Annotated in this window: 25 protein-coding genes; 11 read left to right on the forward strand and 14 right to left on the reverse strand. The window is 38.4% G+C overall.

Features of this window, described 5'->3' with window-relative positions:
• Positions 1-140: 140 nt before the first annotated feature.
• The 4 genes from FXN70_RS01630 (at position 141) to FXN70_RS01645 (ending at position 5,989) form a co-directional block, all read left to right on the forward strand.
• A complete protein-coding gene (locus FXN70_RS01630) occupies positions 141-773 on the forward strand; it encodes a helix-turn-helix transcriptional regulator (protein WP_324645668.1) in 633 nt (210 codons plus the stop codon).
• Positions 774-789: 16 nt separating this feature from the next.
• A complete protein-coding gene (locus tag FXN70_RS01635; RefSeq protein WP_324645669.1) occupies positions 790-1,776 on the forward strand; it encodes a threo-3-hydroxy-L-aspartate ammonia-lyase in 987 nt (328 codons plus the stop codon).
• Positions 1,777-2,139: 363 nt separating this feature from the next.
• Positions 2,140-3,798, forward strand: coding sequence for a phosphoethanolamine--lipid A transferase (locus FXN70_RS01640; RefSeq protein WP_324645670.1), 1,659 nt, complete (start codon positions 2,140-2,142; stop codon positions 3,796-3,798).
• A gap of 316 nt (positions 3,799-4,114) precedes the next feature.
• The gene (locus FXN70_RS01645; protein ID WP_324645671.1) at positions 4,115-5,989 is read left to right on the forward strand and encodes an autotransporter domain-containing protein; all 1,875 of its coding nucleotides are present in this window, start codon (positions 4,115-4,117) and stop codon (positions 5,987-5,989) included.
• Positions 5,990-6,084: 95 nt separating this feature from the next.
• On the opposite strand, the gene FXN70_RS01650 is transcribed toward FXN70_RS01645, so the two are convergent.
• Entirely contained in the window at positions 6,085-7,500 is a 1,416-nt protein-coding gene (locus FXN70_RS01650) for an aspartate ammonia-lyase (RefSeq protein ID WP_324645672.1), read from the reverse strand.
• 144 nt (positions 7,501-7,644) lie between these two features.
• Here FXN70_RS01650 and FXN70_RS01655 point away from each other — a divergent pair, with 144 nt between their 5' ends.
• Entirely contained in the window at positions 7,645-8,535 is an 891-nt protein-coding gene (locus FXN70_RS01655; RefSeq protein ID WP_324645673.1) for a LysR substrate-binding domain-containing protein, read from the forward strand.
• A 124-nt stretch (positions 8,536-8,659) separates the two neighbouring features.
• Complete coding sequence (locus FXN70_RS01660) at positions 8,660-9,343, forward strand: hypothetical protein (RefSeq protein WP_324645674.1); 684 nt, start codon at positions 8,660-8,662, stop codon at positions 9,341-9,343.
• A gap of 72 nt (positions 9,344-9,415) precedes the next feature.
• On the opposite strand, the gene dapC is transcribed toward FXN70_RS01660, so the two are convergent.
• The 3 genes from dapC to purT are packed head-to-tail and all read right to left on the reverse strand — an operon-like array spanning position 9,416 to position 14,497.
• Positions 9,416-10,585: a succinyldiaminopimelate transaminase gene (gene dapC, locus FXN70_RS01665; protein ID WP_324645675.1), complete on the reverse strand. Its 1,170-nt coding sequence runs from the start codon at positions 10,583-10,585 to the stop codon at positions 9,416-9,418.
• A gap of 21 nt (positions 10,586-10,606) precedes the next feature.
• Positions 10,607-13,273: a [protein-PII] uridylyltransferase gene (gene glnD, locus FXN70_RS01670; RefSeq protein ID WP_324645676.1), complete on the reverse strand. Its 2,667-nt coding sequence runs from the start codon at positions 13,271-13,273 to the stop codon at positions 10,607-10,609.
• A 15-nt stretch (positions 13,274-13,288) separates the two neighbouring features.
• Positions 13,289-14,497, reverse strand: a complete 1,209-nt coding sequence (gene purT / locus FXN70_RS01675) for a formate-dependent phosphoribosylglycinamide formyltransferase (RefSeq protein ID WP_420714348.1) — start codon at positions 14,495-14,497, stop codon at positions 13,289-13,291.
• A 334-nt stretch (positions 14,498-14,831) separates the two neighbouring features.
• On the opposite strand from purT, the gene FXN70_RS01680 reads away from it, so the two are divergent.
• Positions 14,832-15,296, forward strand: a complete 465-nt coding sequence (locus tag FXN70_RS01680) for a hypothetical protein (protein ID WP_324645678.1) — start codon at positions 14,832-14,834, stop codon at positions 15,294-15,296.
• A gap of 58 nt (positions 15,297-15,354) precedes the next feature.
• Here FXN70_RS01680 and FXN70_RS01685 read toward each other — a convergent pair whose 3' ends face one another.
• From FXN70_RS01685 to FXN70_RS01705, 5 genes are all read right to left on the reverse strand, one after another.
• Entirely contained in the window at positions 15,355-15,576 is a 222-nt protein-coding gene (locus tag FXN70_RS01685) for a hypothetical protein (RefSeq protein WP_324645679.1), read from the reverse strand.
• A gap of 203 nt (positions 15,577-15,779) precedes the next feature.
• Positions 15,780-16,007, reverse strand: coding sequence for a hypothetical protein (locus FXN70_RS01690; RefSeq protein WP_324645680.1), 228 nt, complete (start codon positions 16,005-16,007; stop codon positions 15,780-15,782).
• Positions 16,008-16,264: 257 nt separating this feature from the next.
• On the reverse strand, positions 16,265-17,563 hold the full coding sequence (gene brnQ / locus FXN70_RS01695; RefSeq protein WP_324645681.1) for a branched-chain amino acid transport system II carrier protein: 1,299 nt from the start codon (positions 17,561-17,563) through the stop codon (positions 16,265-16,267).
• 130 nt (positions 17,564-17,693) lie between these two features.
• Positions 17,694-18,374, reverse strand: coding sequence for a type 1 glutamine amidotransferase domain-containing protein (locus tag FXN70_RS01700; RefSeq protein WP_324645682.1), 681 nt, complete (start codon positions 18,372-18,374; stop codon positions 17,694-17,696).
• Positions 18,375-18,378: 4 nt separating this feature from the next.
• Entirely contained in the window at positions 18,379-18,999 is a 621-nt protein-coding gene (locus FXN70_RS01705; protein WP_324645683.1) for a TetR/AcrR family transcriptional regulator, read from the reverse strand.
• A 149-nt stretch (positions 19,000-19,148) separates the two neighbouring features.
• Between FXN70_RS01705 and FXN70_RS01710 the strand changes: the two genes are divergently transcribed.
• The 4 genes from FXN70_RS01710 to FXN70_RS01725 all read left to right on the forward strand — a co-directional run bounded on the left by FXN70_RS01710 (position 19,149) and on the right by FXN70_RS01725 (position 22,392).
• The gene (locus tag FXN70_RS01710; RefSeq protein WP_324645684.1) at positions 19,149-19,772 is read left to right on the forward strand and encodes a glutathione S-transferase; all 624 of its coding nucleotides are present in this window, start codon (positions 19,149-19,151) and stop codon (positions 19,770-19,772) included.
• A 282-nt stretch (positions 19,773-20,054) separates the two neighbouring features.
• Entirely contained in the window at positions 20,055-20,849 is a 795-nt protein-coding gene (map, locus tag FXN70_RS01715) for a type I methionyl aminopeptidase (protein ID WP_324645685.1), read from the forward strand.
• 24 nt (positions 20,850-20,873) lie between these two features.
• A complete protein-coding gene (locus tag FXN70_RS01720) occupies positions 20,874-21,761 on the forward strand; it encodes an alpha/beta hydrolase (RefSeq protein WP_324645686.1) in 888 nt (295 codons plus the stop codon).
• A 166-nt stretch (positions 21,762-21,927) separates the two neighbouring features.
• Positions 21,928-22,392 carry a hypothetical protein gene (locus FXN70_RS01725; protein WP_324645687.1) on the forward strand — a complete coding sequence of 155 codons (465 nt, stop codon included), beginning with the start codon at positions 21,928-21,930 and terminating at the stop codon, positions 22,390-22,392.
• A gap of 97 nt (positions 22,393-22,489) precedes the next feature.
• On the opposite strand, the gene fdx is transcribed toward FXN70_RS01725, so the two are convergent.
• The 5 genes from fdx to iscU form a co-directional block, all read right to left on the reverse strand.
• Complete coding sequence (gene fdx, locus FXN70_RS01730; protein WP_324645688.1) at positions 22,490-22,828, reverse strand: ISC system 2Fe-2S type ferredoxin; 339 nt, start codon at positions 22,826-22,828, stop codon at positions 22,490-22,492.
• Positions 22,829-22,838: 10 nt separating this feature from the next.
• Positions 22,839-24,701: a Fe-S protein assembly chaperone HscA gene (hscA, locus tag FXN70_RS01735; protein WP_324645689.1), complete on the reverse strand. Its 1,863-nt coding sequence runs from the start codon at positions 24,699-24,701 to the stop codon at positions 22,839-22,841.
• Between the two features lie 26 nt (positions 24,702-24,727).
• A complete protein-coding gene (hscB, locus tag FXN70_RS01740; RefSeq protein ID WP_324645690.1) occupies positions 24,728-25,243 on the reverse strand; it encodes a Fe-S protein assembly co-chaperone HscB in 516 nt (171 codons plus the stop codon).
• A gap of 80 nt (positions 25,244-25,323) precedes the next feature.
• Positions 25,324-25,644, reverse strand: a complete 321-nt coding sequence (iscA, locus tag FXN70_RS01745) for an iron-sulfur cluster assembly protein IscA (RefSeq protein WP_324645691.1) — start codon at positions 25,642-25,644, stop codon at positions 25,324-25,326.
• Positions 25,645-25,664: 20 nt separating this feature from the next.
• Positions 25,665-26,054, reverse strand: a complete 390-nt coding sequence (gene iscU / locus FXN70_RS01750; protein WP_324645692.1) for a Fe-S cluster assembly scaffold IscU — start codon at positions 26,052-26,054, stop codon at positions 25,665-25,667.
• Between the last annotated feature and the right edge of the window lie 28 nt (positions 26,055-26,082).

Genomic DNA, 26,082 nt, shown 5'->3' on the forward strand with positions numbered 1-26,082 from the left:
GTGTGGTGAATCTATAGGTTTTATATTGCGATAGTTTAACAGTGGCGCAGAAATTCAACCGAATCAAAATGATCAAGAGCATATTTAGTTGTTGTAAAACAGGTTAAAATATAAAAAATTTTAGAGCATTTGTCCCGTTCATGTCAGAAAAAATGATTTCACAGCAACATTTGTTAGTGCAGCTCAGTCAAATTGCTGAAGGTCTAAGCCAAACATTCAGTCCATTTTGTGAAGTTGTCGTACATGACTTAACCATGCCTGAACATGCAATTCATAATATTTATAATAATTTATCAGGGCGGCAACAAGGTGGTATGGCAACTGAACTTGGTCATGCACGCATTAATGATCCTGATTATCCTGCAATTATTGCCAATTATAAAAATCAATTTAAAGATGGTCGTCAGGTTAAAAGTACTTCGGTGGGAATTAAAAATGAAGCGGGCAACTATGTTGCAGCCTTATGTTTAAATGTTGATTTATCTATTTTTGCTGCGGTACAGAACATGCTAGGACAATTTACAGCATTTGAAAATCCTCATGCATTAGAATCTTTAGATCCATGCAGTTTGAACGGCTTGACCGAACGTATTGATCAATTTTCTGCACAAAAAGCCAGTGCTGTACAGGCACTTAAAACACAAGATCGTCGTGAGTTAATGCAAGTCTTAAAAGCAGAAGGATTTTTAGAGCTGCGCCATGCTATTGATACAATTGCAAATTATTTAGGTATTTCACGTACGACTGTTTATTCGTATATGAAAGCGCTTTAAGCGTGTGAGAGGAAAAATGCAAGCTCAATCACTTTGTTTCAATGATGTACTTGATGCAAGCCAACGGATCGCAGGCGTTGCAACGCAAACACCTGTATTGTGTTCTCGGCGTTTAAATGAGAAATTTTCCAGTGAAATCTTTTTCAAATGTGAGAATTTTCAGCGAACAGGGTCATTTAAATTTCGTGGTGCATTTAATGCATTATCTCGTTTAAATTCCGATCAAAAACAACGAGGTGTTGTGGCTTTTTCATCGGGGAATCATGCTCAAGGTATTGCACTCGCTGCGCACTTGTTAAATATTCCTACAACAATTGTCATGCCTAAGGATGCACCTAATATTAAAATTGCTGCAACCAAAGCCTATGGTGCAGACGTTATTTTTTATGATCGTTATACGCAAAATAGAGAACAAATTGCAGAGAAAATTGCATTAGAAAAAGGCTTAACGGTCATTCCTGCTTATGATCATGTGGATATTATCGCGGGGCAAGGCACAGCAGTCAAAGAGCTGATTGATGAGGTCGGGCATTTAGATATTTTACTCATTGGCTTGGGAGGAGGTGGTTTGCTTGCGGGAAGTTTACTTGCTGTGAAAGCATTATTACCCGCTTGTTTAGTTTATGGCGTGGAACCCGCTATGGGGGACGATGGGCAGCAATCGTTGCGTTCAGGTCGCATTGTGCATATTGATACGCCCGAAACGATTGCCGATGGCGCGCAAACACAACATGTGGGGCAATTAAATTTCCCAATTATTCAACAAAATGTAACGGATATTTTAACGGTACATGATGATGAATTAATTCAAGCGATGCAATGTTTAGCACGAACCATGAAAATTGTAGTTGAACCAACGGCGTGTTTGGGTGCAGCTGCATTATTACAACTTAAAGACAAAATTCAAGGCCAACGGGTCGGTACGATTTTAACGGGTGGAAATATCGATTTAAATTGTTATGCGCAGTATTTAAGCCAAGATATAGAATATTTGTTTGAATGATGATTTGCATAAAATAGTTTAAGTCTATGATATATATTGTTGTAAGTTTATATCCTTTTGTATATGCAGTGTCTAAATTTGAGTAGCAATTTAAAATGCTAAAATTGGCAGTAGGCTTAGCCGTATATGCGCTTCATTTCAAATTAGAATATAGTTTAGCGTAAATTTTAGCTGATTGTTAAAGCATAAAATAAGATGAGGGGCATAAGATGCAATAGACGTAGCTATAAATAGAATGTTATAGTGTTACATGTAATTGTGTGTTAATTTTATCTTATTGATTTTTATGTATTTAATGAATTAATCAAGGCTTAATTTAAACATGATTTAGTATATATACATTATTTGGGTGATGAAAAACACATGCCAATCCTATCTTCGTTGAAAAAAATAGAGCTCTCCCTCTCTCGTTTTAATCTATTGGTTGCTTGCTGGTTAGCGGGTGGACTAAATTTTAGTTTCTTCCAAAAAGTTTCTCAATTAAGTTCATATACAGGTATCGCATATTCATTGTTTATGTTTGCGACCTTTGTGTTGTTAGCAAGCTTTTATTTTTTAGTTTTACAACTCATTAATTGGAAACGGACAGCAAAATTGCTAAGTGCGATTTTAATTTTTGTGGGAGGCGGAGCGGCTTATTTTGTTAATCAGTTAGGTGCTGAGATTACCCGTAATCAAATGGAAAATGTAGCCCAAACCGATTTTCACGAGACACTCGATTTAGTTACAGCAACACCTTTTTTACTTTGGTTTGCTGGGATGGTGGTTTTACCTTTAATTGTTTTATTTTTTATCAAAATTAAAGCTTCAAGTTTTAAAAAGACTTTTATCACCAAAATTATCAGTATTGTATTAGCATTCGGTTGTATGGCAGGTAGTTTATTTGCCTTTTATGGTCAATATGCGCCTATTTTTCGTGAACATCGTGAGCTAAAAGCGAAAATTACCCCATTGAATGTATTGGCAAGTGGCCAAAGCTATTTAAAAAGTCGTTTTCATCACGCGACTAAACCACAGCCTTTGGTTCGTTATGGTGAAGATGCGCATGTAGTTCCAAGTGCCGCATCGAAACAGCCTAAAATTTTAGTGGTTGTTGTTGGCGAAACAGCACGTGCACAGAACTTTAGTTTAGATGGTTATGGAAAACTGACCAATCCTGAGCTGTCTAAGTTAGATATTATTAATTTTAGTAATGTTTCATCATGTGGTACACAAACTTCAGTGTCAGTACCTTGTATGTTCTCTGGTATGCCACGACATGAATACGATGAAGGTTTAGCCTCACATCGTGAAGGCTTGCTCGATATTGCACAGCGTGCAGGTTATAAAGTGACATGGATTGATAACAATTCAGGTTGTAAAGGGGCTTGTGATCGGATTAAAAATTATATTTCTCCGAAAGATGATCCGCGTTATAACAAGGCATGTAAAGATGGTGAATGTTATGATCAGGTTTTATTAGATGCATTAAATGATTATTTGAAAAGTTTGGATTTAAAAAACTTAAAGCAAAATCAGTTAATTGTATTGCATCAAGTGGGTAGTCATGGACCTGCGTATTATAAGCGTTATCCGCAAGAATTTAGAAAATTCACACCAACTTGCGACACCAACAATATTCAAAACTGTGACCACAACACTTTAATTAATACCTTTGATAATACCATTGTCTATACGGATCATATCTTGGCGACATTAATTCAAGATTTGAAGCAATTACCAATAGCAACAGGTATGATGTATTTGTCTGATCATGGTGAATCGACAGGTGAAAGTGGCATGTATTTGCATGGTGCACCTTATATGATGGCACCTAAAGAGCAAACCCATATTCCAATGATATTTTGGTTCTCTGGGCAATGGCCGCAAGAGGCAAAATTACGTAGTTGTCTAAATCAGCAACAAAAAGCCAAATTGAGTCAAGATAATTTATTCCCAACTGTTTTAGGCTTGTTAGACATTCAAACTCAAGTTTTAAATCCAAAATTAAACATGGCTGAGAATTGTCAGGTAGGAAATTAAGGTATTCACCGCAGTTATGAATAGTCGCCATTAGGTTACTTAAGTTAGAATAAACATGGGCTTAAACAATCAGTTTAGGCCCATTTTTTTGAGCGTTTTATAAGTATGGTTGATAAAAAATCTTGTCTTAACCATGTTTTGATTCGATTAAAAGCGCAGAACCACTTTTTAATTTTTATATGTTCAAATAATCAATAAAATTTTCATATTTCTTTAAATAGCCAGCGGAAATAGAATATATTCTCCTCCCTTTAAATATGATTTCAGTATATCTTAATGTCAATTAGCACATATGCTTACCAACGAGGAGAATAGGATGACTCACTTGAAAAAAATATTACCGCTGATGGTTTCAGGTTTGATGTATCTAACCGCAGCATCTACGGCGCAAGCGGCTTCATTTAATAATGTGGTGGTTTTTGGGGACAGTTTAAGTGATAGTGGTAATTTTTCTAAGAATTACTTGATTCCTTCATTTAAATTTACAACTAATTTCGGAAATACTACTGTTGAAAATGTGGCGGCAGCTTTAGGGCATCCCATCTCAGCATCTGAAATGGGTGGGACAAATTATGCTTGGGGGAGTGCGGGTGTAGAGAATAATTTTGATCCTAAGCATGAATATCTTAAAGTTAAAACATTACCCAATCAGTTAGATAGTTATTTGAGTAAAACGAATGGGCAAGCTGATTCCCATACCTTATATCAAGTTTGGGGTGGGGCAAATGATATTTTTGGTCTAGTAAGTAAAACGCAAGATCCAGTCATATTAATGTCTGGTGTTACAACTGCGGCAACCTCCGAATTAGGTTTACTGGCAAATTTAAAAGCAGCAGGTGCAAATTATGTTGTGGTCTATAATTTACCGAATATGGGACTAACGCCGCAGGCACATCAAGCAGAAAAAACCGTTCCTGGTTCAATTAAAGCTGCAACTCAGCTTTCTGGATTATATAACACGACATTAAATAGTGGTTTAGATTCACTGAGTGCTTCAGGGTTAAATATTATCCCTGTCAATGTCTATGGCTTACTCAATGAGGTGATTTCTAATCCAACAGCTTATGGCTTCAGCAATGTCACCGATGAAGCTTGTGGCAAAGCTTCACAATCTGTCGCATGTGGGCCTGTAGGTTCAGGTGCACTTTATACCTATGCAGCAGGAACGAACGATAGCTATTTATTTGCTGATCGTGTCCATCCAACAACAGCAGGACATCGTTTATTGGCACAAGCAGTGTTAGCCGAACTTGCTGCGCCTTCGCAAATGTCATTATTGTCAGAAGTGCCATTAAGTATTACCAAAGCACAGTACCGTGCCATAAAAAATGAGATGCTCAATGATGCTGATGGAAAGGATACTCGTGTCTTTTTAAATCTTGATTATAACCATCAAAAATTAACTGCATCGTCAGATTCGCCTGCGTTAAGTAATAACAATGTCAATTTAACTTTTGGCTCTGATGCAAAAGTAAATGATCAAGTCTCTGCGGGTGTTGGTATGAGTTTAAACCAACAAGATGGACATATTGCAGGTAATTTAGGGCAATATTCGTTATTTGATGTGAGTGCTTTGGGTTATGCGCTATATCATCAAGATAATATCTATTTGGGTGGTTTTGCAAATGCGGGCAGTTTGCACTTTAATAATATTAAACGCCGTATTCAATTAGGCAATGCAGAGCGAATTGAGACGGCAGATGCTCAAGGCTACCATATGGGTGCAGGGCTTGATGGGGGTTACTGGTTTAATATTCAAGACCTAAAAACAGGGCCATTTGTGCATGCAGAGTGGCAAACCATTAAGTTAAACAAATTTGCTGAAAAAGGCGCAGATAGCACTTCCATGTGGTTTGATGATCAGCAGCGCGATTCATTTGTAACCAGTCTAGGTTGGCGTTTAAAAGGTGATTGGGCCTATAACAATGTTATTTTCTCTCCATTTGCTGAACTTGCTTGGAATCACGATTTTCAAACTAATCCGCTGTCTGTACGTGCAGGTTTAAATACGATGGGCGGCAGTTTTGTAATGACGGGTTATACGCCTGAAAAAGACTGGGGAACTGTAAGTTTAGGTTTAAGCACGCAATATTCAAAAGATATGACCGCTTGGGTAAGTGCCAATAGCGACTTTTCTCATGCTAGTGCAGACAATTTAGGTTTGAATGTGGGGATGAAATATTCATTCTAATTCAGTAGCAAAAAGAAAAGGGAAAGCATTGTGCTTTCCCTTTTTTGATTCATCATTCACTGTTGAATCATCACGAAGTGATGAAGTTTTTTAACTTAAACCGAAGCCTTTGGTTGAATCATATTTTCAATGGCTAAAATTTCAGTCAATTGTTGTTCAGACAATAAGTTTTCTTCACGAATTAAATCTAAAACGCTTAGTTTTTCCTCATTGGCTTTCTTGGCAATACGGGTAGTATTTTCATATCCCAAATAAGGGTTAAGTGCTGTCACAATGCCAATTGAATTTTCGACTTGCTGTTTGCAATGCTCTTCATTTGCCGTAACAGTGCGAACACATTTGTCGTTAAACATGTGCATTGCTTTACTGAGAAGTTCAATTGATTCAAACAATTTAAAAGCAATTAAAGGTTCCATTGCATTAAGTTGTAACTGACCTGCATCGGCAGCAAGGGTAACTGCTAGGTCATTGGCAATCACTTGAAACGCTGCTAGGTTAACGGCTTCAGGAATTACAGGATTCACTTTACCCGGCATAATTGAGCTGCCCGGTTGGCGTGGTTCTAAATTAATTTCACCAATACCTGTGCGTGGGCCACTCGATAATAAACGTAAATCATTGGCAATTTTCGAAAGTTTGGTCGCCGTACGTTTTAAAATGCCTGAGAATAAAACAAAATCGCCCATGTCTGAAGTTGCTTCAACAAAATCAGGCGCAGCTTGAATGTTGTGCTGTGAAATTTTGCTTAAAGCTGCAATTGCAAGTGGGGTATAAGCAGCTTCTGTGGTAATTCCTGTACCAATTGCTGTGCCACCTAAATTCACATAGCCGAGCATTTCAGGCGCAATGCGATTCAATTGATTTAAGTCTTTTTGTAGGGTATGGGCAAAGGCTGCAAATTCCTGACCTAACGTCATTGGCACTGCATCTTGTAACTGTGTGCGTCCCATTTTTAAAACAGATTTAAACTCTTGTGCTTTTTGCTCAAAACCTTCAATTAGGGTTGCAAAAGCGTCTTGTAAACCTTTAAGGCTGAGTAAAAGACCAACACGAATTGCAGTTGGATATACGTCATTGGTTGATTGTGACATATTTACATCGTTATTTGGATGTAAGTTTTTATATTCGCCTTTAGCAAAGCCCATATGCTCTAAAGCAATATTGGCAATTACTTCATTGGCATTCATGTTAGTTGAAGTGCCTGCACCACCTTGTAGCATGTCTACAGGGAATTGCTCGTGATAATGGCCATCAATCAGTTTTTGGCATGCAGCAACAATCGCTTGATATTTTTCTTGGTTTAACGCGTTTAATGCATGATTTGCATCGGCACATGCCCATTTTACCATGGCCAAAGCACGGATAAAGTTTGGATGGTCACTAATCTTGCTTTGAGTCAAATTAAAATTTTCTATAGCTCTAAGTGTTTGAACCCCAAAATAAAATTGATTTGGAATATCACGATTGCCTAAAAGATCCTTTTCTGTACGAACAGCGACATTGGTATTCATTTGTTACACTTATTAAGATGTGGTGGAGTCATCATAGGAATAAAAACCACAAATTGATAATGTATAAAATGCAGTGTGTATGCAATTTTTGCATAAACCTTTATAATCGCGCTCACTTTAAAAAAACTTGTTAAAACGTGTGATATGAATTTGGAAATTCGTTGGGCGCTTGACCTTATTACCCTCGATCAGGAACGATCTATCTCAAAAGCAGCAGAAAAACGCTATATTTCACAATCAGCTTTTAGTCGTCGCTTACAACATTTGGAAGAAACCGTTGGTTTTAATTTAATTGAACGTCATTCGAAGGATATTTCCTTTACCGAGTTGGGGCAAATTTTGCTGACCACAGCACATTCATTACAATCTCAACTCAATGACAGTATGCATTTGATTAATCAAATCAAACAAACCAAAGAAAATACCATTAAATTTGCAGTGGCACATTCTTTGGTCAATAGCTTCTTTGCCGAATACTTACGCTTTATGCCAATAGAAGAACACGGTGTTAAATTTGAAATTATTGCCATTAATATTGGCGAAGGTTTGCAAATGCTAAAAGAAGGGAAAATTGATTTCTTAGTATCGTATTCTTCTAAAACCGTGAAACAAAAAGCGCAGTCGGATAGCTTGGTGGCAGTGAAAATTGGTGAAACCGAAATAATTCCTGTTTTTGCACCCGTCAATCATCGTCAAAGTTACGATTTAAATTCAGATTTTCCATTGTTGACCTATAGTCATCATGCTTACTTAAGGAATTTGGTTGATAAGGTGATTGAGGACAATAATTTAAATTGTCATATCTTATATGAAACCGATAATGCAGAAAATTTAAAGCAGTTGGTGTTGCAAGGTGCGGGCGTAGCATGGTTGCCTAGAATTACCATCACCGAAGAGTTGTTACAACAAAGACTGGTTGAGCTATCTACTGCACAAGTTGCGGTTACGCAAAATATTTTTATTTATAAAAATAAGCTAAACAACCATGAATTAACCAACTTGGTCTTTGAGCATTTTAAGCAGGAAGTAGAATGAAGGTGAAATAAGTCAGGATGAGATGCAACCATACCATCTTTAAAAGTTGTATGGTTGCTAATGGTTGTTTTAGAGATTCTAAATTTTGTTATAACATTCGGTATTTCATACACATAACGATATGATGATTGACGGTTTAAAAGAAAAATTTGGTTTATCTTGGCTAGAACTTGCCAATATTTCATTCTTTTTAAGTGTGTTTTATGCAGGTTTATATAAGTTAGGGTTTTATAGTAATCTTGGTATTTCATGGGTGTTAGGTATACTTCCTTTAAATTACATATTTTTCACTTCTGTTAAATATTTAATGTCTACAACTTTTGGAATCTTACTTGGTATTAGTATTGAAATTAAATCAAAGAATACTCGGTTTCACTTACCTATCATAATATTGTGGGCAGTGATTATTTGCATATTATTATTTATAAAAACATTTTATTTTGAACAAATAAAGCAAGTATTTGGTGGGAGTAGTATTTTATTTTTTATATTTTTAAATTGTATGCAGATTGCACAGTTAGCGTTTACTATAAAGTTATTTCGTGACAATAAAGCTAAAACAGCTATATGGATTTGGTGTCTAATAAGTTTATTTTCTCCCTTGGCTACTGGTTTTTTTGAAGCTGATGCATTGAGAAAATCACCTACCTATTTTACTAATATGGTTAAGCTAGAACGAGATCACACAAAGTGGTATTTAATTGAAATGTTAAATGATAAAGCCGTGATTAAAAAAGATGGTACAGATAAAATTTATAAAATTGTAGATGTCAAAGAGATTGAATTTTTTAAAGATACCAATAAATAAATTTGTTATTAGGTTGAACATTTATACTTTAAAATAAAAGGCTGATATTCAAATATCAGCCTTTTTTAGGTTTTATAAGATCTTTTTCAAGCGTTCAATCACTTGTTCACATTGGGCAATATCGGCAACCAACGCCATACGAACATGATTCTCTCCGGGATTACCCTGTAAGGTATCCCGCGATAAATACCGTCCCGGTAAGACTTTTACATTGGCTTCTTGTAATAACTTACGTGCAAATGCTTCATCATCTTCAACTTGTAACCAATAATAGAAACCTGCATCGGGTTTTTTCAGTGGTAACAGATGACCAAGTTCATTCTGGAATAAGTCAAATTTAGCACGATATTGGATACGGTTATCTTCAACATGTTGCTCGTCATCCCAAGCGGCAATAGATGCCCATTGGTGTTGAACAGGCATGGCAGCGCCGTGATAGGTTCTGTATTTTAAGTAAGGTGCAAGCAAATTAGCATCACCGGATACAAAACCTGAGCGCATACCGGGTAAATTAGAGCGTTTTGATAAAGAGTGGAACACCACACAGTTTTTATAATCGTGACGACCAATTTCGGCACAGACTTCTAATAAGCCAACAGGTGCTTGCTCGAACCAAAGCTCTGAATAGCATTCATCCGATGCAATCACAAAGTTATATTGGTCAGACAGTGCAATTAGTTTTTTAAATTGCTCTTTAGATAAAACAGCACCTGTTGGATTTCCTGGGGTACAAACCAATAATAATGCCGTTTTTTCCCAAACTTCGGCAGGTACGGCATCAAAGTCACCCAAATAGCCATTTTCTTGGGTACAGTTAATAAAATAGGGTTTGGCACCTGCAAGTAAAGCTGCACCTTCATAAATTTGGTAGAACGGATTTGGCATCACCACATAAGGGGCATCTTCTCGATTCACCAACGCTTGCACAAAAGAGAAAATAGCTTCGCGTGTACCCGAAACAGGTAAAATTTGTTGCTCTGCGCTCACGCTTTGTAAAGCGAAGCGGCGTGTGAGCCAATTGGCAATGCTTTGGCGCAGTTCAGGAATGCCTTTACTGTTTGGGTAAGTCGACAAATGCTGAAAATTGTTTTGCAGCGCTTGCTTGACAAATTCAGGCGCAGGATGTTTGGGTTCACCAATTGAAAGTGGAATTAAGGGTAAATTGACAGGTTGAATATCTTGAAATAACTGATTCAATTTTTCAAACGGATAAGGATGCAGCAAATCTAAACTCGAGTTCATGGAGATAACCAATGGCTAAAATTAATGGGGAATAACAACTTGATTGGATGCTTCATCTAAAGCGGCTTTGAGCTGTGCTGCAAAAACTTGTGCTTCATCATCATTCATCGGAATACCATTTTTCTTGGTCACAAAGAAAATATCCTCGGCACGTTCACCAAGGGTAGCAATTTTCGCAGAATGAATGTCAAAGCCTTGCATCATAAAAATACCACCGACGCGTGCCAATAAACCCGGATGATCAAGCGTGGCAATTTCAATCATATTTTGGTTTAAAACAGGATTTAAGCTAATTTCAACCGTGTTTTCAATGTCAAAATGGCGTAACTGACGTGGAATACGGCGTTGCATTAAACCTGGGTATTGGTCGGAGTGGCTTAAGGCTTGAATTAAGGCTTTTTTGACGGTCTTTTCTCGCTCAGGATCGGTAAGTAAAACCCCAAAACGATCTAGCAAAATATAGGTGTCCAAACTAAAGGCTTTAGTCGCAGTAATAATCCGTGCATCTTGCACATCCAAATTCATTCGGTCGAGTACCGCAACTGTGGTGGCAAATAAATTGGGTTGATCTTGGGTATAAATAAACAATTGCACCGCATCGGGGGCAGACTTACCGTGGGCACGTAGCATGACTAAGGGTTCAGGATTATCGCCATGTTCTAAAATTGCACGGGTGTGCCATGCAATATCCTCGGCAGATTCTTTGAGGAAATAATCATCACCAAGTTCTTGCCAGACTTTTTCAACATCGGCTAAGGAAAATTCATTGACTAATAATTCACTGGCAGTAAATTTGGTGTCTTCAATTAGCATTTGGTAGTCAACAGGGCGGTCGAGTCCTAAACGGATGCTGTCTCGTGTTTGAGCGTAAAGCTGACGCATTAAGGATGCGCGCCATGTATTCCAAAGTTTGGGATTGGTGGCATTAATATCGGCTACGGTTAAGGTATAAAGATGATCAAGATGCTCCATATCCCCAAGTTTTTCTGCAAAGGTTTTAATGACATCGGGGTCTGAAATATCTTTTTTCTGCGCCGTAAGCGACATAAGTAAATGGTTTTGAATCAGCCATGCAATCAGTTTACCTTCACGTTCAGTAAAACCATGCAAGCGACAAAACTCAAGCGCATCTTCTGCACCTAATTCGCTATGGTCACCACCACGACCTTTGGCAATGTCGTGAAAAAGTGCGGCAATCATAACAATGTCACGCCGTTGCATGCGTTGATACACTGAACTTACCACAGGGAACTGTTTGGCAAATTCAGGTTCTTTAAAGCGGCTTAAATTACGCAGTAATAACAGCGTGTGTTGATCTACGGTATAGATATGGAAGAGATCGTACTGCATTAAGCCCATAATCTGCCCAAAAGCAGGAATATAATTGCCTAAAATGCCGTAGCGCTTCATAGCAGACAATGTGTCGTATAAGCGTGATGAACTGCGAATAATCGACATAAATAAGGCTTGATGCTTAGGATTGTCACGAAAACCTTGGTCAATGCGTTTAGCGGCTAAAGACAATAAGCGCAATGTACGTGCACGAATACCTTGAATATCAGGATTTTGTGTAAGTAAGTAAAAGATTTCTAAAATGGCACTTGGGTCTTCGGCAAAGACTTTATGGTGTTGTACTGCAATTTTGCCATCGACCAATTTAAAGTTTTGATTAATTTCTTTAATATTGCGTTCGTAGTCGGGCAAACGCGGGGTAATGACCGATTCATTAAAATAGGCCAATAAAATTTCATTTAAGGTAAAGACTTGTTGCGCGGCGCGGTAATAGCGCTTCATAAATTGTTCAATTGGATAATTTGGAGACTTACCTTCTTCACGTAGATAACCAAATTTTGCCGCAATTTCACGTTGATAGTCGAATAATAAACGGTTTTCATCACGTTTGGTTAAGCGGTGTAAGTGATGGCGAATTTCCCAAAAGAATACTTCGGCATCTTCTAAGACTTTTAGTTCAAACTCGGAAATAAAACCCAAATGAACCAAGTCATAGACCCGATTGACCCGAAAATGACGTTTTGCAATCCAACCAATTTGGTTCATATCGCGAATGCCGCCTGGGGCGTTTTTAATATCAGGTTCTAAATTGCTTTCGGTGTTGTGATGCTGTGCATGGCGTTTGTCTTGCTCTTGCATTTTGGCATCAAAAAAGGTTTTGTCAGACCAAGTCTGTGCCACAATACGCCGTGGCCATTTACTCAGTTCTGCATTGCCAATAATCAGTCGTGCTTCAATTAGCGCCGTGGCAACGGTTAAATCGTCACGGGCTTGCTCAATACAGCTTTCAATTGAACGAACACTTACCCCAGGCTTGAAATTGCCGACATCCCATAAAGATGCAATAAACGCCGACACCTGTTGTTCGAGTTCAGGTGTGAGTTCATGTTCAGACAGTACCATCACATCGACGTCAGAGTACGGCAGCATTTCTTTACGGCCATAACCGCCTACAGCAAATAACGCTAAATTGCTGTGTTTTAAACCTGCATGTTGCCACAAAAAGGTCAGTGCTTCATCAATCATATTGGAGCGTGCCAAAATGATGTCACGAATGCTCTGACCTTGCTCAAATAATTGTTCGAGCTGTTGTTCTACCGCAGGTTTCCATTGGTTAATGGCTAAAATGTCTTGATCATGTTGAACATAATCCAAAAGGGGTAAGGTTTTTATCATGGCAAAGCCCTATTGTTATGCGTTTTGGTTAACCTGAACCTGTTCGGCTGCGTGTTGTGCAATCTCGCGTGCTTTGTCGGTCGTTTCGGCACGTGCGGTAACTACACCCATACGGCGGCGACGAAAGCCTTCAGGTTTACCAAATAGACGAATGTCAGTGTCTGCATGGCTTAAAGCTTGCTCAATATTGCTAAAGCTTAAGTTATTTGCATCTACACCTGCATAAATGACCGCACTTGCACCAACGCTATGGCATTTGGTATTCACAGGTAAACCCAAGATTGCACGTGCATGCAGTTCAAATTCGCTTTGGAACTGTGTAGCTAAAGTCACCAGTCCTGTATCGTGCGGACGTGGTGAAACTTCGCTAAACCAGACCTCATCACCTTTAATGAAAAGCTCAACTCCAAAAATGCCACAGCCACCTAATGCAACCGTTACTTTATCGGCAATTTGTTGTGAATTTGCCAATGCAATGGCAGACATTGGCTGTGGTTGCCAACTTTCGACATAATCGCCCGAGTCTTGACGATGTCCGATTGGGTCACAGAAATGAGTTTCGATATTACCTGTGATTGGATTTTTCGCGCGAACCGTGAGTAAGGTAATTTCAAAGTCAAAATCAATTTGACCTTCTACAATCACTTTGCCTTGATTGACACGCCCACCTTGCATGGCATATTCCCATGCAGCATCTACTTCATCAAAGTTTTTAACGCGCGATTGTCCTTTACCTGAAGATGACATGACAGGTTTAACAAAATTTGGATAACCAATATCGTCACATGCAGCACGGAAGCTTTCTAGGTTATCTGCAAAACGGTAGGCAGAGGTTGGTAAACCGAGTTCTTCGGCAGCCAAACGGCGGATACCTTCACGGTTCATGGTCAAGTTAACTGCTTTAGCAGATGGGATAATGGTTGCTTGTTGCGATTGCTCAATTTCAAGTAAAACTTCGGTTGCAATTGCTTCAATTTCAGGAACAATTAAATGCGGTTTGACTTGTTGAATAAGTGTTTTAAGTGCTTCAGGGTCTGCCATGTTAATGGCATAAGCAAAATGTGCAACTTGCATGGCAGGTGCATGTGGGTATCGGTCTGCGGCATGTACTTCTACGCCCAAACGTTGTAAAGAAATGACCACCTCTTTACCTAATTCACCAGAGCCTAAGAGTAAGACTTTAAATGCTGAAGATTGAAGAGGAGTACCGATCGTGACTTGCATGCAATTCATCCTTGTTTCAGGTGGACTTTTAGCATAACAGAACTGTGCGAGCTGTTAAGCCATGTTCGAAAAGAAAATTTAAAAAAACTGTTGAAATAAAAGACATTGTTTAAAATATATTCATCTTAAATTTTTATTGAAAAACATATAATAAGTATGGTTTAGTTTGAAATGATGCAATGCATTTATGGCTGATTTGTTCTGTTGATGATGAGGATGCATGTGCCACTCTGTGAGTGAAAGATGCAATATCAGCAAATATCCACTACACTACGCTTATGATATTCAATGAACTGATCCGCCTATTGCGGAACAATCAAATGGTTTAATGGCTATGTTACAAAAACACACGAACTTTATAAAAGTATTAAGTTTCGGCATTGTTTTGGCTTTGGCAGGTTGTCAACGTTCGAATGAACCTGAACATAAGGTTGAAATTAAGCCAGCACCAAAATTAAGTAATGATGCCACTGCATATGCAAAGCAGGCATGGCAGTTAATCAATCAAGTTGAGTCGGTTGTGAATTTGAATCAACCTCAGCAAATTAATGAACAATTGCGTAAGCCTTTACGTGAATTAGGCATTTCATGGAAAATTAATGTCAAAATGGGCGATGCGGTTACAGAAGGGAAATATGCCTTTTGCCGTAGAGCGTTAACCAGTTTGGATATGTGGGCAAAAGCGGTACAAGATCAAGATTCCAATACAGCACAAAGCAAGCAACAATATTTACAAGATAAAAATTTGTGTAAATATGCTTTGGATCATCCTGAATTAGGGAATACATCACCTAATTAAGCAGTTTTTCGGATATAAAAAAGCGGATTTATAATCCGCTTTTTTATATGTATAAAGATTAAACTTTTGGTTTTGCTGTAGGCGCAGGAGCCTCAGTTTTAGTTTTTTGAGTTTTTACAGCAGATTTATCTTTTTTCACGCCAGCCGAAGCAACACATTTCCCACCTTTATGGTGAGGACCTGTACCGCCTTGAAGTGAGCTTCCTTTTGGACATGCCATTGCACTCGCACTTGCAAGCGCCAGACTCAATACAGCTACAGATGCAAAAATTTTTTTCATTGTCTAAACATCGTTGGTTATCAGGTAAAAGTACCTAACAATTATCATAATCAAAATAATCATATAAAGAATGTAGTGAATGTGTATTTTTGATTTTTATTGGTTTTTATATTAGCAAAAGAAGAATGAATTGAATGGTTCTTTGTATCTTGTCTTTTTTGCTTATAAAAAAGGCTAGAAGAAAACTCTAGCCTTGAATAAAGTTATTCATTGTCTGTTCGCTTTCGATACTTTTGCTCGATTACTGCCCACAACGCAAATGCAGTTGAAACAACCAGTGCATATAAGAAATATTCAGCTTTTAAGTTTCCGCTAATGACACCTTGAAAGGCGAGGGTAAACATTAAAGCCATTGTGGTGACGCAATAGGTCAGCATGTGCTGATTGCTTTTTACGGCATTGATGAAGACTAATTTATGTGTTGAAGTCATCTTCATTTCTCCTGTTTGTCGAATGGACAACTGCGTTGAGGTGAGTAAATCAATTCTTACTGTTTTACTTTGTATTCGAATAAAGTTCAAGCGCTTTATCGCACTTTTATGAAACTAATATGACAAAAATGAAAAAATATTAATTTTTTTAAAGTGGTGGAAATTAAAGCGCAATTTTTTACAGCGGATATGCTGGTATTTAATAATATAAGCAAAAAAAATGCCTGAATCATTCAGGCATTTTTTTAAAAGGTGATTTATTTTTGTGCTTTTAATTTATCAAGCATAAAGCACAGCACGAAAACGATTACAGATGGCAATAACCATGCAAGGTTTTGCTCATTCAATGGTAAGTTCTGTAGTGCAGTCGGTACAATGTTGCTTAAGCTAGATGCTTTTAGACCTTCAAAAATACCAAAAAGGAAAGCAATTGCTGTTACAGGTAAGACAATCGTAGATGGCTTGTTAAAGAATTTCCAGAAGAAACTTAAAACAATCACGACAATTGCAGGTGGGTAAATTGCAGTTAACACAGGTACAGAAAAGGCGATCAGCTTATTTAAACCTAAGTTTGAAATAATTAATGCAAAGATCACCAAAACGAAGACTAAAACTTTATATGATATTTTAGTCAGTTCATGGAAATATTCTGCGCATGAGCAGGTTAAGCCAATTGCAGTAACTGTACATGCAAGGAAAATCAATGCGCTTAGGAATAATGCCCCCACATTACCAAAGGCATGCTGTACATATGCATGTAAAATAGCTGCGCCGTTACTGGCATTTGGAATAAAAGCATGGCTTTGTAAACCCAAACGGAATAAGCACAAGTACAATAAAGTTAAGCCTACGCCTGCAATTAAGCTTGCAATAATGGCATAACGCATCACTAATTTTTTGTCAGTTACGCCGCGCGAGTAAATCGCTTGAACAATTACAATACCAAAAACTAAAGCACCAAGCGTATCCATGGTTAAGTAACCATTGACTAAGCCTTCCGATACTGGGCGTTCTACATAATGCTGTACAGGCAACGATGAACCAATTACAGGAATGAGTAGTGTGGTAATACATAAAATTGCGAGTCCGACAATTTTAAGTGGTGCAAGAACCCGTCCGATGGTATCTAATAATTTATTTGGATATAACGAAACTGCGGCAACCAATGCAAAATAGATACAGCTATAGATAAACAAATGGCTGCTAGAATCACCAAAATAAGCAGAAAAACCAATTTCATAAGAAACAGTTGCGGTACGTGGTGTCGCAAACAATGGGCCAACTGCAAGATAACAGACAATAGTGAGGATTAAACTGGCTGTGCGGCCCAAAGGTTCACTCAGCTTTTCAATAGAGCCTTCAACGCGTGACAGCGCCATAATAGTCAGTACAGGTAAACCCACTGCGGTAATTAAGAAACCAAACGCAGCGAGCCAAACATTTGTGCCTGCTTGTTGTGCAACGATAGGAGGAAAAATAATATTGCCTGCACCAATAAAAAGTGCAAAGGTCATAAAACCAAGGGCAAGAATATCTCCATAATTAAGCTTAGTCATAGACGTGAATAATGCCTTCTAGATGAAGGGCTTGATTTTAGTGCAAAAACAATCTTTTTCAATCATTATTGCACTAAAAATACGCTAAGTTGGTTCGGTCTATGCCTTTATTTGCAACATTTTGGCTAAATTAAGACTGGATTAACTTGAGTAATTGTTCTGCAACTGCTTCAGAGCTGGCAGGGTTTTGACCTGTGATCAAATGACTATCTCTGACTGTAAATGATTGCCAATCTGTACCCTTAATATAATGTGCACCTTGTGCTTTAAATTCATCTTCAATTAAAAAGGGAACAATATGGCTTAACTGCACCGCGTCTTCTTCGCTATTAGAAAAGCCTGTAACTTGCTTATCTTTTACAAAAGCTTCGCCATTTGCTTTGGTTACATGTTTAAGTGCTGCAGGAGCATGACACACAAGACCAATAGGTTTATTGGTACGGTCGAAGGCTTGTATCAATTCAATTGAGTTTTGATCATTGGTCAAATCCCAAAGTGGCCCATGACCACCTGGATAAAACACCGCATCAAATTCTGAAGCATTGATTTCACTGAGTAGTTGTGTATGCGCTAATTGAGCTTGGGCTTCGGTATCTTGTTCAAAACGGCGGGTAGATTCTGTTTGGAAATCTGGAAGATTACTTTTAGGGTCAAGTGGTGGCTGTCCACCTTTAGGAGAGGCGAGTACGACACTTGCGCCTGCATCTTTAAAAACATAATAGGGTGCAGTGAATTCTTCTAACCAGAACCCTGTTTTTTCCGCTGTTTGACCCAGTTGGCTATGTGAGGTCAGTACCATTAAAATTTCCATTGTATTATCCTACTGCTGATGTTTGATTTGAATTTAGCATAAATTCTGTGGCAATTAATGCTTGGTGAAGTGGTGTTTTATCTTGATATAACTTGCTGAGTAACGCAGCTCCAAGCCACATTTGATAAATGGTCTGCGCCGTTACAATAGCGTTGGCTTGAGGTTGAATAGATTGATCTTCGATTCCTTGTTCAATCAGTTCAACAATGCGTGCAGTTAAACGCTTGGTACCTTGTTCCATAATGAGTCGCATATCTTCAGAAAGATCTGCAACTTCAGCTGCTAGTTTTACAATCAGACATCGATCAGCCCAGCTACTGGAATGATCTGGGTCGATAATCCATTTTTGGAAATAGGCCAAAAGATTGGCGTTGCCTGATTGAGGGTTGTCCCAAAGTACATTCAAGCGATTTTGGTAATTGAGGATATAGTGTTTGACCAGTTCGCAGCCAAACTCTTCTTTAGAATCGAAATAATGATAAAACGAACCTTTAGGGATGCCACATTTTTTCAAAATTTCTTGCAAACCAAGCCCAACAAAGCCTTTGGTTAAGACCAATTCAAGGCTTTGATCTAGGATATGTAAACGTTTGGCATCAGATTTTTTCATCTGAGGTGTGGACATACGAGAAATACCTTGCTTAAAATAGACCAGTCGTCTTGTTTTTAATTATAGCGTATACAATTATTGTGTAAAGCTTTAGATTGAAATCTAATTTGGCAGTTAATATGTGACTCAATCATTATTACTTTTGCATTACTGGATTATTCAGCATGATTATACTTCACCACTTAAATCAATCACGTTCATTACGCATTTTATGGTTGCTTGAGGAACTACAGCAGCCGTATCAACTCAAAACCTACGCACGCAATGCAAACACACGTTTAGCACCACCAAAGCTAAAACACATTCATCCATTGGGAAAGTCGCCTATTCTTGAGCTTAATGGCAAAGTAATTGCCGAATCTGGTGCCATCGTTGAGCTTTTGATTCAAAAGTTTGCACCACATTTAGCACCAACACCTGATACAGATGCCTATATGGACTATTTGCAGTGGATTCATTTTTCCGAAAGTTCAGCAATGGTGCCGTATTTATTAACTATTTTTAATGGTATTGAAAAGCAGAAGGGAACCCAACTGCAATTTTTAGATCAGTACGCATACAATGAATTACACAAAGTTTTTGCTTATTTAGATCAATCTTTAGCAGGCAAACAATTTCTAGTTGAAAACCGTCTTACGGGTGCAGATTTCATGTTGGGATTTGTCGTTCAAGGGGTTATCTATCATTTGCAACTAGCGGAACAATATCCAAATATTGCTCAATATCTTAAGAATCTTGAAGCATTACCAAGTTGGAAACGTGCATTAGACATTGAACAAAATCTTTAATTTTGATTGAAAATGATTGGCCTGAGCCTAGGCTGATCATTTTTAAATAGCCTAAGCATGATTTGATCTTTAAAATATAATTCATCAGCTAAATTTTTTGATTTTTATACATAGAATAGCTATTTCTAAAGATTCTATGTTACAACGAATAATTTGATTCAACTTCATTTATCAGGCTTTCATTCTCTTTTATGAGAATAAAAGCTCTGATTGATTATTTCGTAAAAATTAGACTGATTATTTTATTGAGTTTTTTGCCTCAATATTCAAGAGGAATGTAATATGCGCGCGTCAAAAGTGGTTATTAAAACCGAAAAAGATATCGAAAAATTAAGAATATCAGGACGTTTGGCGGCAGAAGTATTGGCAATGATTGGGGAATATATTCAGGTAGGCATAACAACGGCTGAATTAGATCGCATTTGTCACGAATTTATTGTGAATGTCCTTAAAGTAACGCCTGCAAATATTGGTTATCACGGTTATACAAAATCAACCTGTATTTCTCCAAATGAAGTTATCTGTCATGGAATACCCTCTGAAACGATTGTTTTAAAGGAAGGCGATATTGTAAATATCGATGTTGCGATTATTAAAGATGGTTACTATGGTGACACTAGCCGTATGTACTATGTTGGGCAGGTGAGTGCAGCTGCGCAAAAGCTGGTAGAAACTACCTATGCTGCAATGGTTGCAGGTATTCACGCCATTAAACCTGAAGCGACTTTGGGCGATGTTGGGCATGCAATTCAGCGTGTGGCTGAAAATGAAGGCTATAGCATTGTCCGAGAATATTGTGGGCATGGTATTGGTCAGGTTTATCATGAACAGCCAAGCGTTGTACATTATGGTACGCCGGGCATGGGGCTGAGTTTACGCAAAGGAATGGTATTTACCATTGAGCCGATGGTTAATATGGGTAAAAAACAAGTTAAAGAATTGGCAGATGGTTGGACAGTCGTTTCTGTAGATGGCTCATGGTCAGCACAATGGGAGCATATGGTTGCAGTGACGGATGATGGATTTGAATTATTAACGCCGTGGCCTGAAGGAACAGGAAATTTCCCTTTAATCTGATTATGCTAATTTTAAGGATGAAAAATGCAATATACCCAAAAGATCATTCAATTTAATAGCGTAGGTGAAACATTAGCGGCAGATCTATATGTGCCACAAACGGATGAACAGCCACCCGTAATTATTATGGCGAACGGTTTTGCTTGTGAACGCTGTTTTAGTTTACCTGATGTTGCGGCCGAACTTGCAAGTAATGGTTTTGCGGTCGTTCTATTTGATTACCGTGGGTTTGCAGAAAGTACGGGAGAGCCAAGGGAATTGGTTTCGCCGTCGCATCATTTAACTGATTGGCGTAATGTCATTCAGCAAGTTAGAACGTGGCAACATGTTGACTTAACCCGACTATTTTTATGGGGTGTTTCGTTTAGTGGAGGGCATGTATTGACGCTTGCAGCGGAACTTACGGGCATTCGTGCAATTATTGCTGTTGTTCCACATGTTGATGGTTTAGCCAGCGCGATGCGCTATCCTACAAAATACTTTTTTTCAGCACTCAAACTCTCTTTACAAGACCTTTGGCACTTAAAAACAGGGCAACCACCTGTGAGAATCCCTGTCGTTTCCAAAGATGGTGTGGCATGTTTGGCAGGTGAAGATAATTATCACGCATTTATGCAAACTGTTCCTGCCAGTTCAAATTGGAGCGGGGCAGTGCCTGCACGGATTATGCTTGATATCAATCGCTATCGTCCAATAACGACTGCACACAAAGTCAAATGTCCTGTGTTATTACTCGCTGCCGAAAATGATCGTCTTATTCCATTTCAATCAATTCAAAAAACCGTGAAAAAATTGGCAAATGTACAATTTTTTTATTTTCCAATGACCCATTTCGATCCTGTAAATAAGAATAGTCCTTTTTTTACACAGGTAATGCAGCATCAAATTGATTTCTTGAGTAGTCAAACCTAAGCTAATGCTTAGCTAAAAGGTTAGATTCTAATGTCTTTTAAAATAGCCTAAGCAAAAAATAAATTTTTGAATTTAACTGTAATCAAGTCAAATAAAAATATTTTTAAATAGAAATAGCTTTTTAAAAGCGTTGAATCTAAATTAGTTTAAATCAGAGGTCATAATCATGCAGAAGTTTTTATTGAGTTTAGTTTTGGCAATAACAACTATTTCAATGGCACATGCCAAAAGCCCGCTTCCACAGCCGAGTGATTATGCTGTGGAATCAGTCTATACAGGGCCAACCGCCAAATTGGATATTTCAGATCCAAGTGCAAATATATTTCGAACTCGACTCAGAGAGGCTTTAAAAGAAAAACCAGATTTTGCAGGAGAATATGTCACAACCATGTGGGGTTGTGGCGCAGATTGTCGTATGTATTCCTTTGTGAATAAGCGTACTGGACAACTTTTAGAAGATGGTTTTGGTGGTGAGGAGAACAGAGAGGATATTGTGTATACAAGTGCAAAGAGCCGTTTGCTGGTGACAGAAGAGGAGCATAGAGATCAAGACTTTAAGGTTGATCAGATCACAACGCATTTTTATGTGCTAGAAAAAAAACCGCTTAAAGTCGATCAAAACCATTGTTAAGCCTGTTGTAAAAGCCAAGAGATAAATGATTTTCAGTGCTGATTTAAAAAAAGGATTCAAAAATGAATCCTTTTTAGAACCAAACATTAACTAAAAATTAATGATTTTCTGAAGCATGGTTAATCGTATACTTTGGAATTTCGACTTCTAAGTCTTCATCTGTAATCACAACCTGACAAGATAAGCGAGAGTCAGGTTCTAATCCCCAAGCACGGTCAAGTAAATCTGCCTCGACATCATCCATTTCTTCTAGGCTGTCAAAACCTTTACGAACAACAACATGGCAGGTGGTACATGCAGATGACATATCGCAAGCATGTTCGATTTTAATCCCATTTTTTAATAGGCTTTGGCATAAATTGGCATTTTCTTCTACATTAAATTCCGCACCTTCTGGGCAAATTTGTGCATGAGGAAGAACTTTAATACGTGGCATCTGTCTTTACCTATTCAGAAGTTGAGTTTGACCAATCATCAAGTTTTGTACCTTTTAGTGCATGATCAATATGACTATTCATACGAACAGCAGCAAAAGCATCACTGTAGACTTTAAGCTGTTCGACTGCATGTTCGATGGCCTTAATGTCTTGAGTCTGTAATTGGTTTTGCAAATGATTTTTTGCAGTTTCAAGTGATTGTAATTGAGCTTGATTTAGTAATGCGGCATCTGCTTTTAAGGCTTGCTGCAAAGCTTCAAGTTCACGTTGAGCTTCTACTTTCGTTTCTTGCAAGTGGCGCAGTTGTTTATCTTGCTCGGCATATTCAAAACCTTCAAGTAACAAACGTTGCATGTCTTGGTCAGATAAACCATAAGACGGTTTAATATCAATGCTTGCTTCTACGCCTGATGTTGTTTCCTTGGCTGAAACTGCAAGTAACCCATCTGCATCGACTTGGAAAGTCACTTCAATACGTGCTTGACCCGCAGTCATCGGTGGAATACCGTGCAAAACAAAGCGTCCAAGCGAACGACAATGTTCAACCAAGTCACGCTCGCCTTGTACGACGTGAATGAGCATGGCACTTTGACCATCTTGATACGTAGTGAACTCTTGACGACGCGCAACAGGAATAGCGGTGTTTCTTGAAATCAAACGCTCAACCAAGCCGCCCATGGTTTCTAAACCAAGTGACAGTGGGGTAACATCAAGGAGTAATGCACCATCTTGGCGATTACCAATCAACTGATCTGCGGTAATTGCAGCACCAATCGCAACCACTTCATCTGGATTAATTGAGCAAAGCGGTGTTTGTTCAAAAAAAGCGGCAACTGCATTGCTAACTGCAAATGAACGTGTCGAACCACCCACCAAAACGACATTGTGAATGTCAGCCAAACTTAATTTAGCATCGCGCATTACACGTTTGCATACGCTAATGGTACGGTCTAATGCGACTTGAATAATATTGGAAAAGGTTGCTCGGTCAAGTGTAAGCGTGTGTTCTAGCAGCTGCAAGTCGACGTTTTCGGCTTCAGATAATTGTTCTTTCGCACGACGTGCTGCAATCATAAAATGTGCATATTCAACGTCAGTTAGCTGCTCTAGATGAAGTTGTTGTTTCGCCCATTTTACAATTAAGCGATCTAAGTCATCACCACCTAAAGCGGTATGTCCACCCGTGGCAAGTACTTCAAACACACCTTTAGAAAAACGTAAAATTGAAACATCAAAAGTACCACCACCTAAATCGTAAATTACATAATTACGATCGGTGGTCAAACTACTTTCTTGGTCTAAACCATAAGCAACAGCCGCCGCAGTCGGTTCATTTAGTAAACGTAGAACATTTAGACCCGCCAATTGTGCTGCGTCACGTGTAGCTTGGCGCTGTGCTTCATCAAAATATGCAGGAACAGTAATCACCGCACCATTAATCGGTTGTTGAATACTACTTTGAGCACGATCTTTTAACTGTTTTAATAGGTCTGCTGAAATCTCAACAGGGGTTTTTGCACCCAAAGTCGTTTGAAACGCCGGCATTTGATTCTCTTCACCCATCAATTCATACGGGTGTTGAAACTTAATATCGGTTTGCGAGCGACCCATAAAACGTTTGACTGATGCAATAGTATTTTTAGGATCTTGCGTTAAAAATGGTTTAGCTTCTTCGCCAAAAACCACTTCATGACCATAATGAACAATAGATGGTAACAGCACACGGCCTTGCTCATCTTGTAAAACTTTGGCTTGACCTGAACGCATCGTTGCAACCAAAGAATGTGTTGTTCCTAAGTCAATTCCAATCGCAATACGATGTTCGTGAGGAGCACTAGACTGACCTGGTTCAGCGATTTGCAAGAGCGCCATTGATAAAAATCCTTGAAAAATTAAACTTAAAACTCATCACTGAAATCAAATTGATCATCATCTAATAAACGATCTTCAGCTTTTTCGATGTCATTCATGACGCGTTGGAAAAATTTGAGTTTTCTTACGGTGTCGCGGGCTTCGGACCAATCTTCTGCGTCATAATCGATTTTAAATTCGCGTACTAAGCTTAAAATCCATTGCTCAACTTCTTGTTTTAGCCCGACAAGTTGATTTTCTGCAACAGCTTCGTCAAGTTGCTCACGAATCTCTAATGCCGATTGTAAAAATTCAAAATCATGAATAGATTGTTCTAAACCCTGATCTTGTTTTTTAAGCGACAATAAATAGGCTGCGCGACTATCAACCAATGAAAGGACTTTATAAGCTTGATTAATCTCACTTGATTGAATCAGGGCTTGTTGTTTATCTTGTGCTTTGTCGGGATGATATTGCTGCTGCAATTTTAAAAATTGCGATTTTAATACCGCTAAATCAATATCCAAAGCAGTTGTTAAGCCGAATAATTCAAAGTGATTCATGGGAATTTTCCACGAGCGATAAATATTAATAAAACAGCGCAATATACACTGTTTTATTAACGAAGGGGGAAGGGGAAGTGTTATACAGTGAATGATTCACCACAACCACATTCGCCCTTTTGATTTGGATTACTAAATTCAAAGCCTTCATTAAGACCATTTTTTACATAGTCCATCTCTAAACCATCAAGATAAACTAGGCTTTTCGGGTCAACAAAAACTTTCACACCAAAATGTTCAAACATTTTGTCATGCGGGTCGGTTTCATCAACAAACTCAAGTACATAGGCCAAACCTGAACAGCCTGAAGTTTTCACGCCAATACGGATACCTTCGCCTTTACCACGATTGAGTAAATAGTTGCGAATATGGGTTGCCGCATTTTCAGTTAAGTTAATCATGAAAACTCCATTTTGTCAGATTAGACATCTGCTTCTTGCTTGTTACGATAATCTTCAATTGCCGCTTTAATTGCATCTTCAGCGAGTACAGAACAGTGTACTTTTACAGGTGGAAGTGCAAGTTCAGTTGCAATATCAATGTTTTTAATGGCTTGTGCTTGATCAAGTGTTTTGCCTTTTAGCCACTCTGTTACAAGTGAGCTTGAAGCAATTGCAGAACCACAGCCATAAGTTTTAAAGCGTGCTTCTTCAATAATACCTTGTTCGTCTACTTGAATTTGTAGGCGCATCACGTCACCACATGCAGGTGCACCGACCATACCAGTACCAACATTGGCTGAGTTTTTGTCTAAAACGCCAACATTACGTGGGTTTTCATAATGGTCGATTACTTTTTCGCTGTATGCCATGTTATTTCTCCGAACCTAGGGTTTAGCC

Origin of the sequence: Acinetobacter sp. MD2, assembly GCF_035615575.1 — a bacterium.
GTDB lineage: Bacteria > Pseudomonadota > Gammaproteobacteria > Pseudomonadales > Moraxellaceae > Acinetobacter.

What these genes read in the sequence shown, in the direction of transcription:
- FXN70_RS01655 (WP_324645673.1), top strand. Translation starts at nt 7,645, where the DNA reads ATGAATTTGGAAATTCGTTGGGCGCTTGACCTTATTACCCTCGATCAG.
- FXN70_RS01650 (WP_324645672.1), bottom strand. Translation starts at nt 7,500, where the DNA reads ATGAATACCAATGTCGCTGTTCGTACAGAAAAGGATCTTTTAGGCAAT.
- iscU (WP_324645692.1), bottom strand. Translation starts at nt 26,054, where the DNA reads ATGGCATACAGCGAAAAAGTAATCGACCATTATGAAAACCCACGTAAT.
- FXN70_RS01705 (WP_324645683.1), bottom strand. Translation starts at nt 18,999, where the DNA reads ATGTCCACACCTCAGATGAAAAAATCTGATGCCAAACGTTTACATATC.
- fdx (WP_324645688.1), bottom strand. Translation starts at nt 22,828, where the DNA reads ATGCCACGTATTAAAGTTCTTCCTCATGCACAAATTTGCCCAGAAGGT.
- FXN70_RS01635 (WP_324645669.1), top strand. Translation starts at nt 790, where the DNA reads ATGCAAGCTCAATCACTTTGTTTCAATGATGTACTTGATGCAAGCCAA.
- FXN70_RS01710 (WP_324645684.1), top strand. Translation starts at nt 19,149, where the DNA reads ATGATTATACTTCACCACTTAAATCAATCACGTTCATTACGCATTTTA.
- FXN70_RS01700 (WP_324645682.1), bottom strand. Translation starts at nt 18,374, where the DNA reads ATGGAAATTTTAATGGTACTGACCTCACATAGCCAACTGGGTCAAACA.
- map (WP_324645685.1), top strand. Translation starts at nt 20,055, where the DNA reads ATGCGCGCGTCAAAAGTGGTTATTAAAACCGAAAAAGATATCGAAAAA.
- glnD (WP_324645676.1), bottom strand. Translation starts at nt 13,273, where the DNA reads ATGATAAAAACCTTACCCCTTTTGGATTATGTTCAACATGATCAAGAC.
- FXN70_RS01690 (WP_324645680.1), bottom strand. Translation starts at nt 16,007, where the DNA reads ATGACTTCAACACATAAATTAGTCTTCATCAATGCCGTAAAAAGCAAT.
- hscB (WP_324645690.1), bottom strand. Translation starts at nt 25,243, where the DNA reads ATGAATCACTTTGAATTATTCGGCTTAACAACTGCTTTGGATATTGAT.
- dapC (WP_324645675.1), bottom strand. Translation starts at nt 10,585, where the DNA reads ATGAACTCGAGTTTAGATTTGCTGCATCCTTATCCGTTTGAAAAATTG.
- FXN70_RS01640 (WP_324645670.1), top strand. Translation starts at nt 2,140, where the DNA reads ATGCCAATCCTATCTTCGTTGAAAAAAATAGAGCTCTCCCTCTCTCGT.
- purT (WP_420714348.1), bottom strand. Translation starts at nt 14,497, where the DNA reads ATGCAAGTCACGATCGGTACTCCTCTTCAATCTTCAGCATTTAAAGTC.
- hscA (WP_324645689.1), bottom strand. Translation starts at nt 24,701, where the DNA reads ATGGCGCTCTTGCAAATCGCTGAACCAGGTCAGTCTAGTGCTCCTCAC.
- FXN70_RS01720 (WP_324645686.1), top strand. Translation starts at nt 20,874, where the DNA reads ATGCAATATACCCAAAAGATCATTCAATTTAATAGCGTAGGTGAAACA.
- FXN70_RS01645 (WP_324645671.1), top strand. Translation starts at nt 4,115, where the DNA reads ATGACTCACTTGAAAAAAATATTACCGCTGATGGTTTCAGGTTTGATG.
- brnQ (WP_324645681.1), bottom strand. Translation starts at nt 17,563, where the DNA reads ATGACTAAGCTTAATTATGGAGATATTCTTGCCCTTGGTTTTATGACC.
- iscA (WP_324645691.1), bottom strand. Translation starts at nt 25,644, where the DNA reads ATGATTAACTTAACTGAAAATGCGGCAACCCATATTCGCAACTATTTA.
- FXN70_RS01725 (WP_324645687.1), top strand. Translation starts at nt 21,928, where the DNA reads ATGCAGAAGTTTTTATTGAGTTTAGTTTTGGCAATAACAACTATTTCA.
- FXN70_RS01680 (WP_324645678.1), top strand. Translation starts at nt 14,832, where the DNA reads ATGTTACAAAAACACACGAACTTTATAAAAGTATTAAGTTTCGGCATT.
- FXN70_RS01630 (WP_324645668.1), top strand. Translation starts at nt 141, where the DNA reads ATGTCAGAAAAAATGATTTCACAGCAACATTTGTTAGTGCAGCTCAGT.
- FXN70_RS01685 (WP_324645679.1), bottom strand. Translation starts at nt 15,576, where the DNA reads ATGAAAAAAATTTTTGCATCTGTAGCTGTATTGAGTCTGGCGCTTGCA.
- FXN70_RS01660 (WP_324645674.1), top strand. Translation starts at nt 8,660, where the DNA reads ATGATTGACGGTTTAAAAGAAAAATTTGGTTTATCTTGGCTAGAACTT.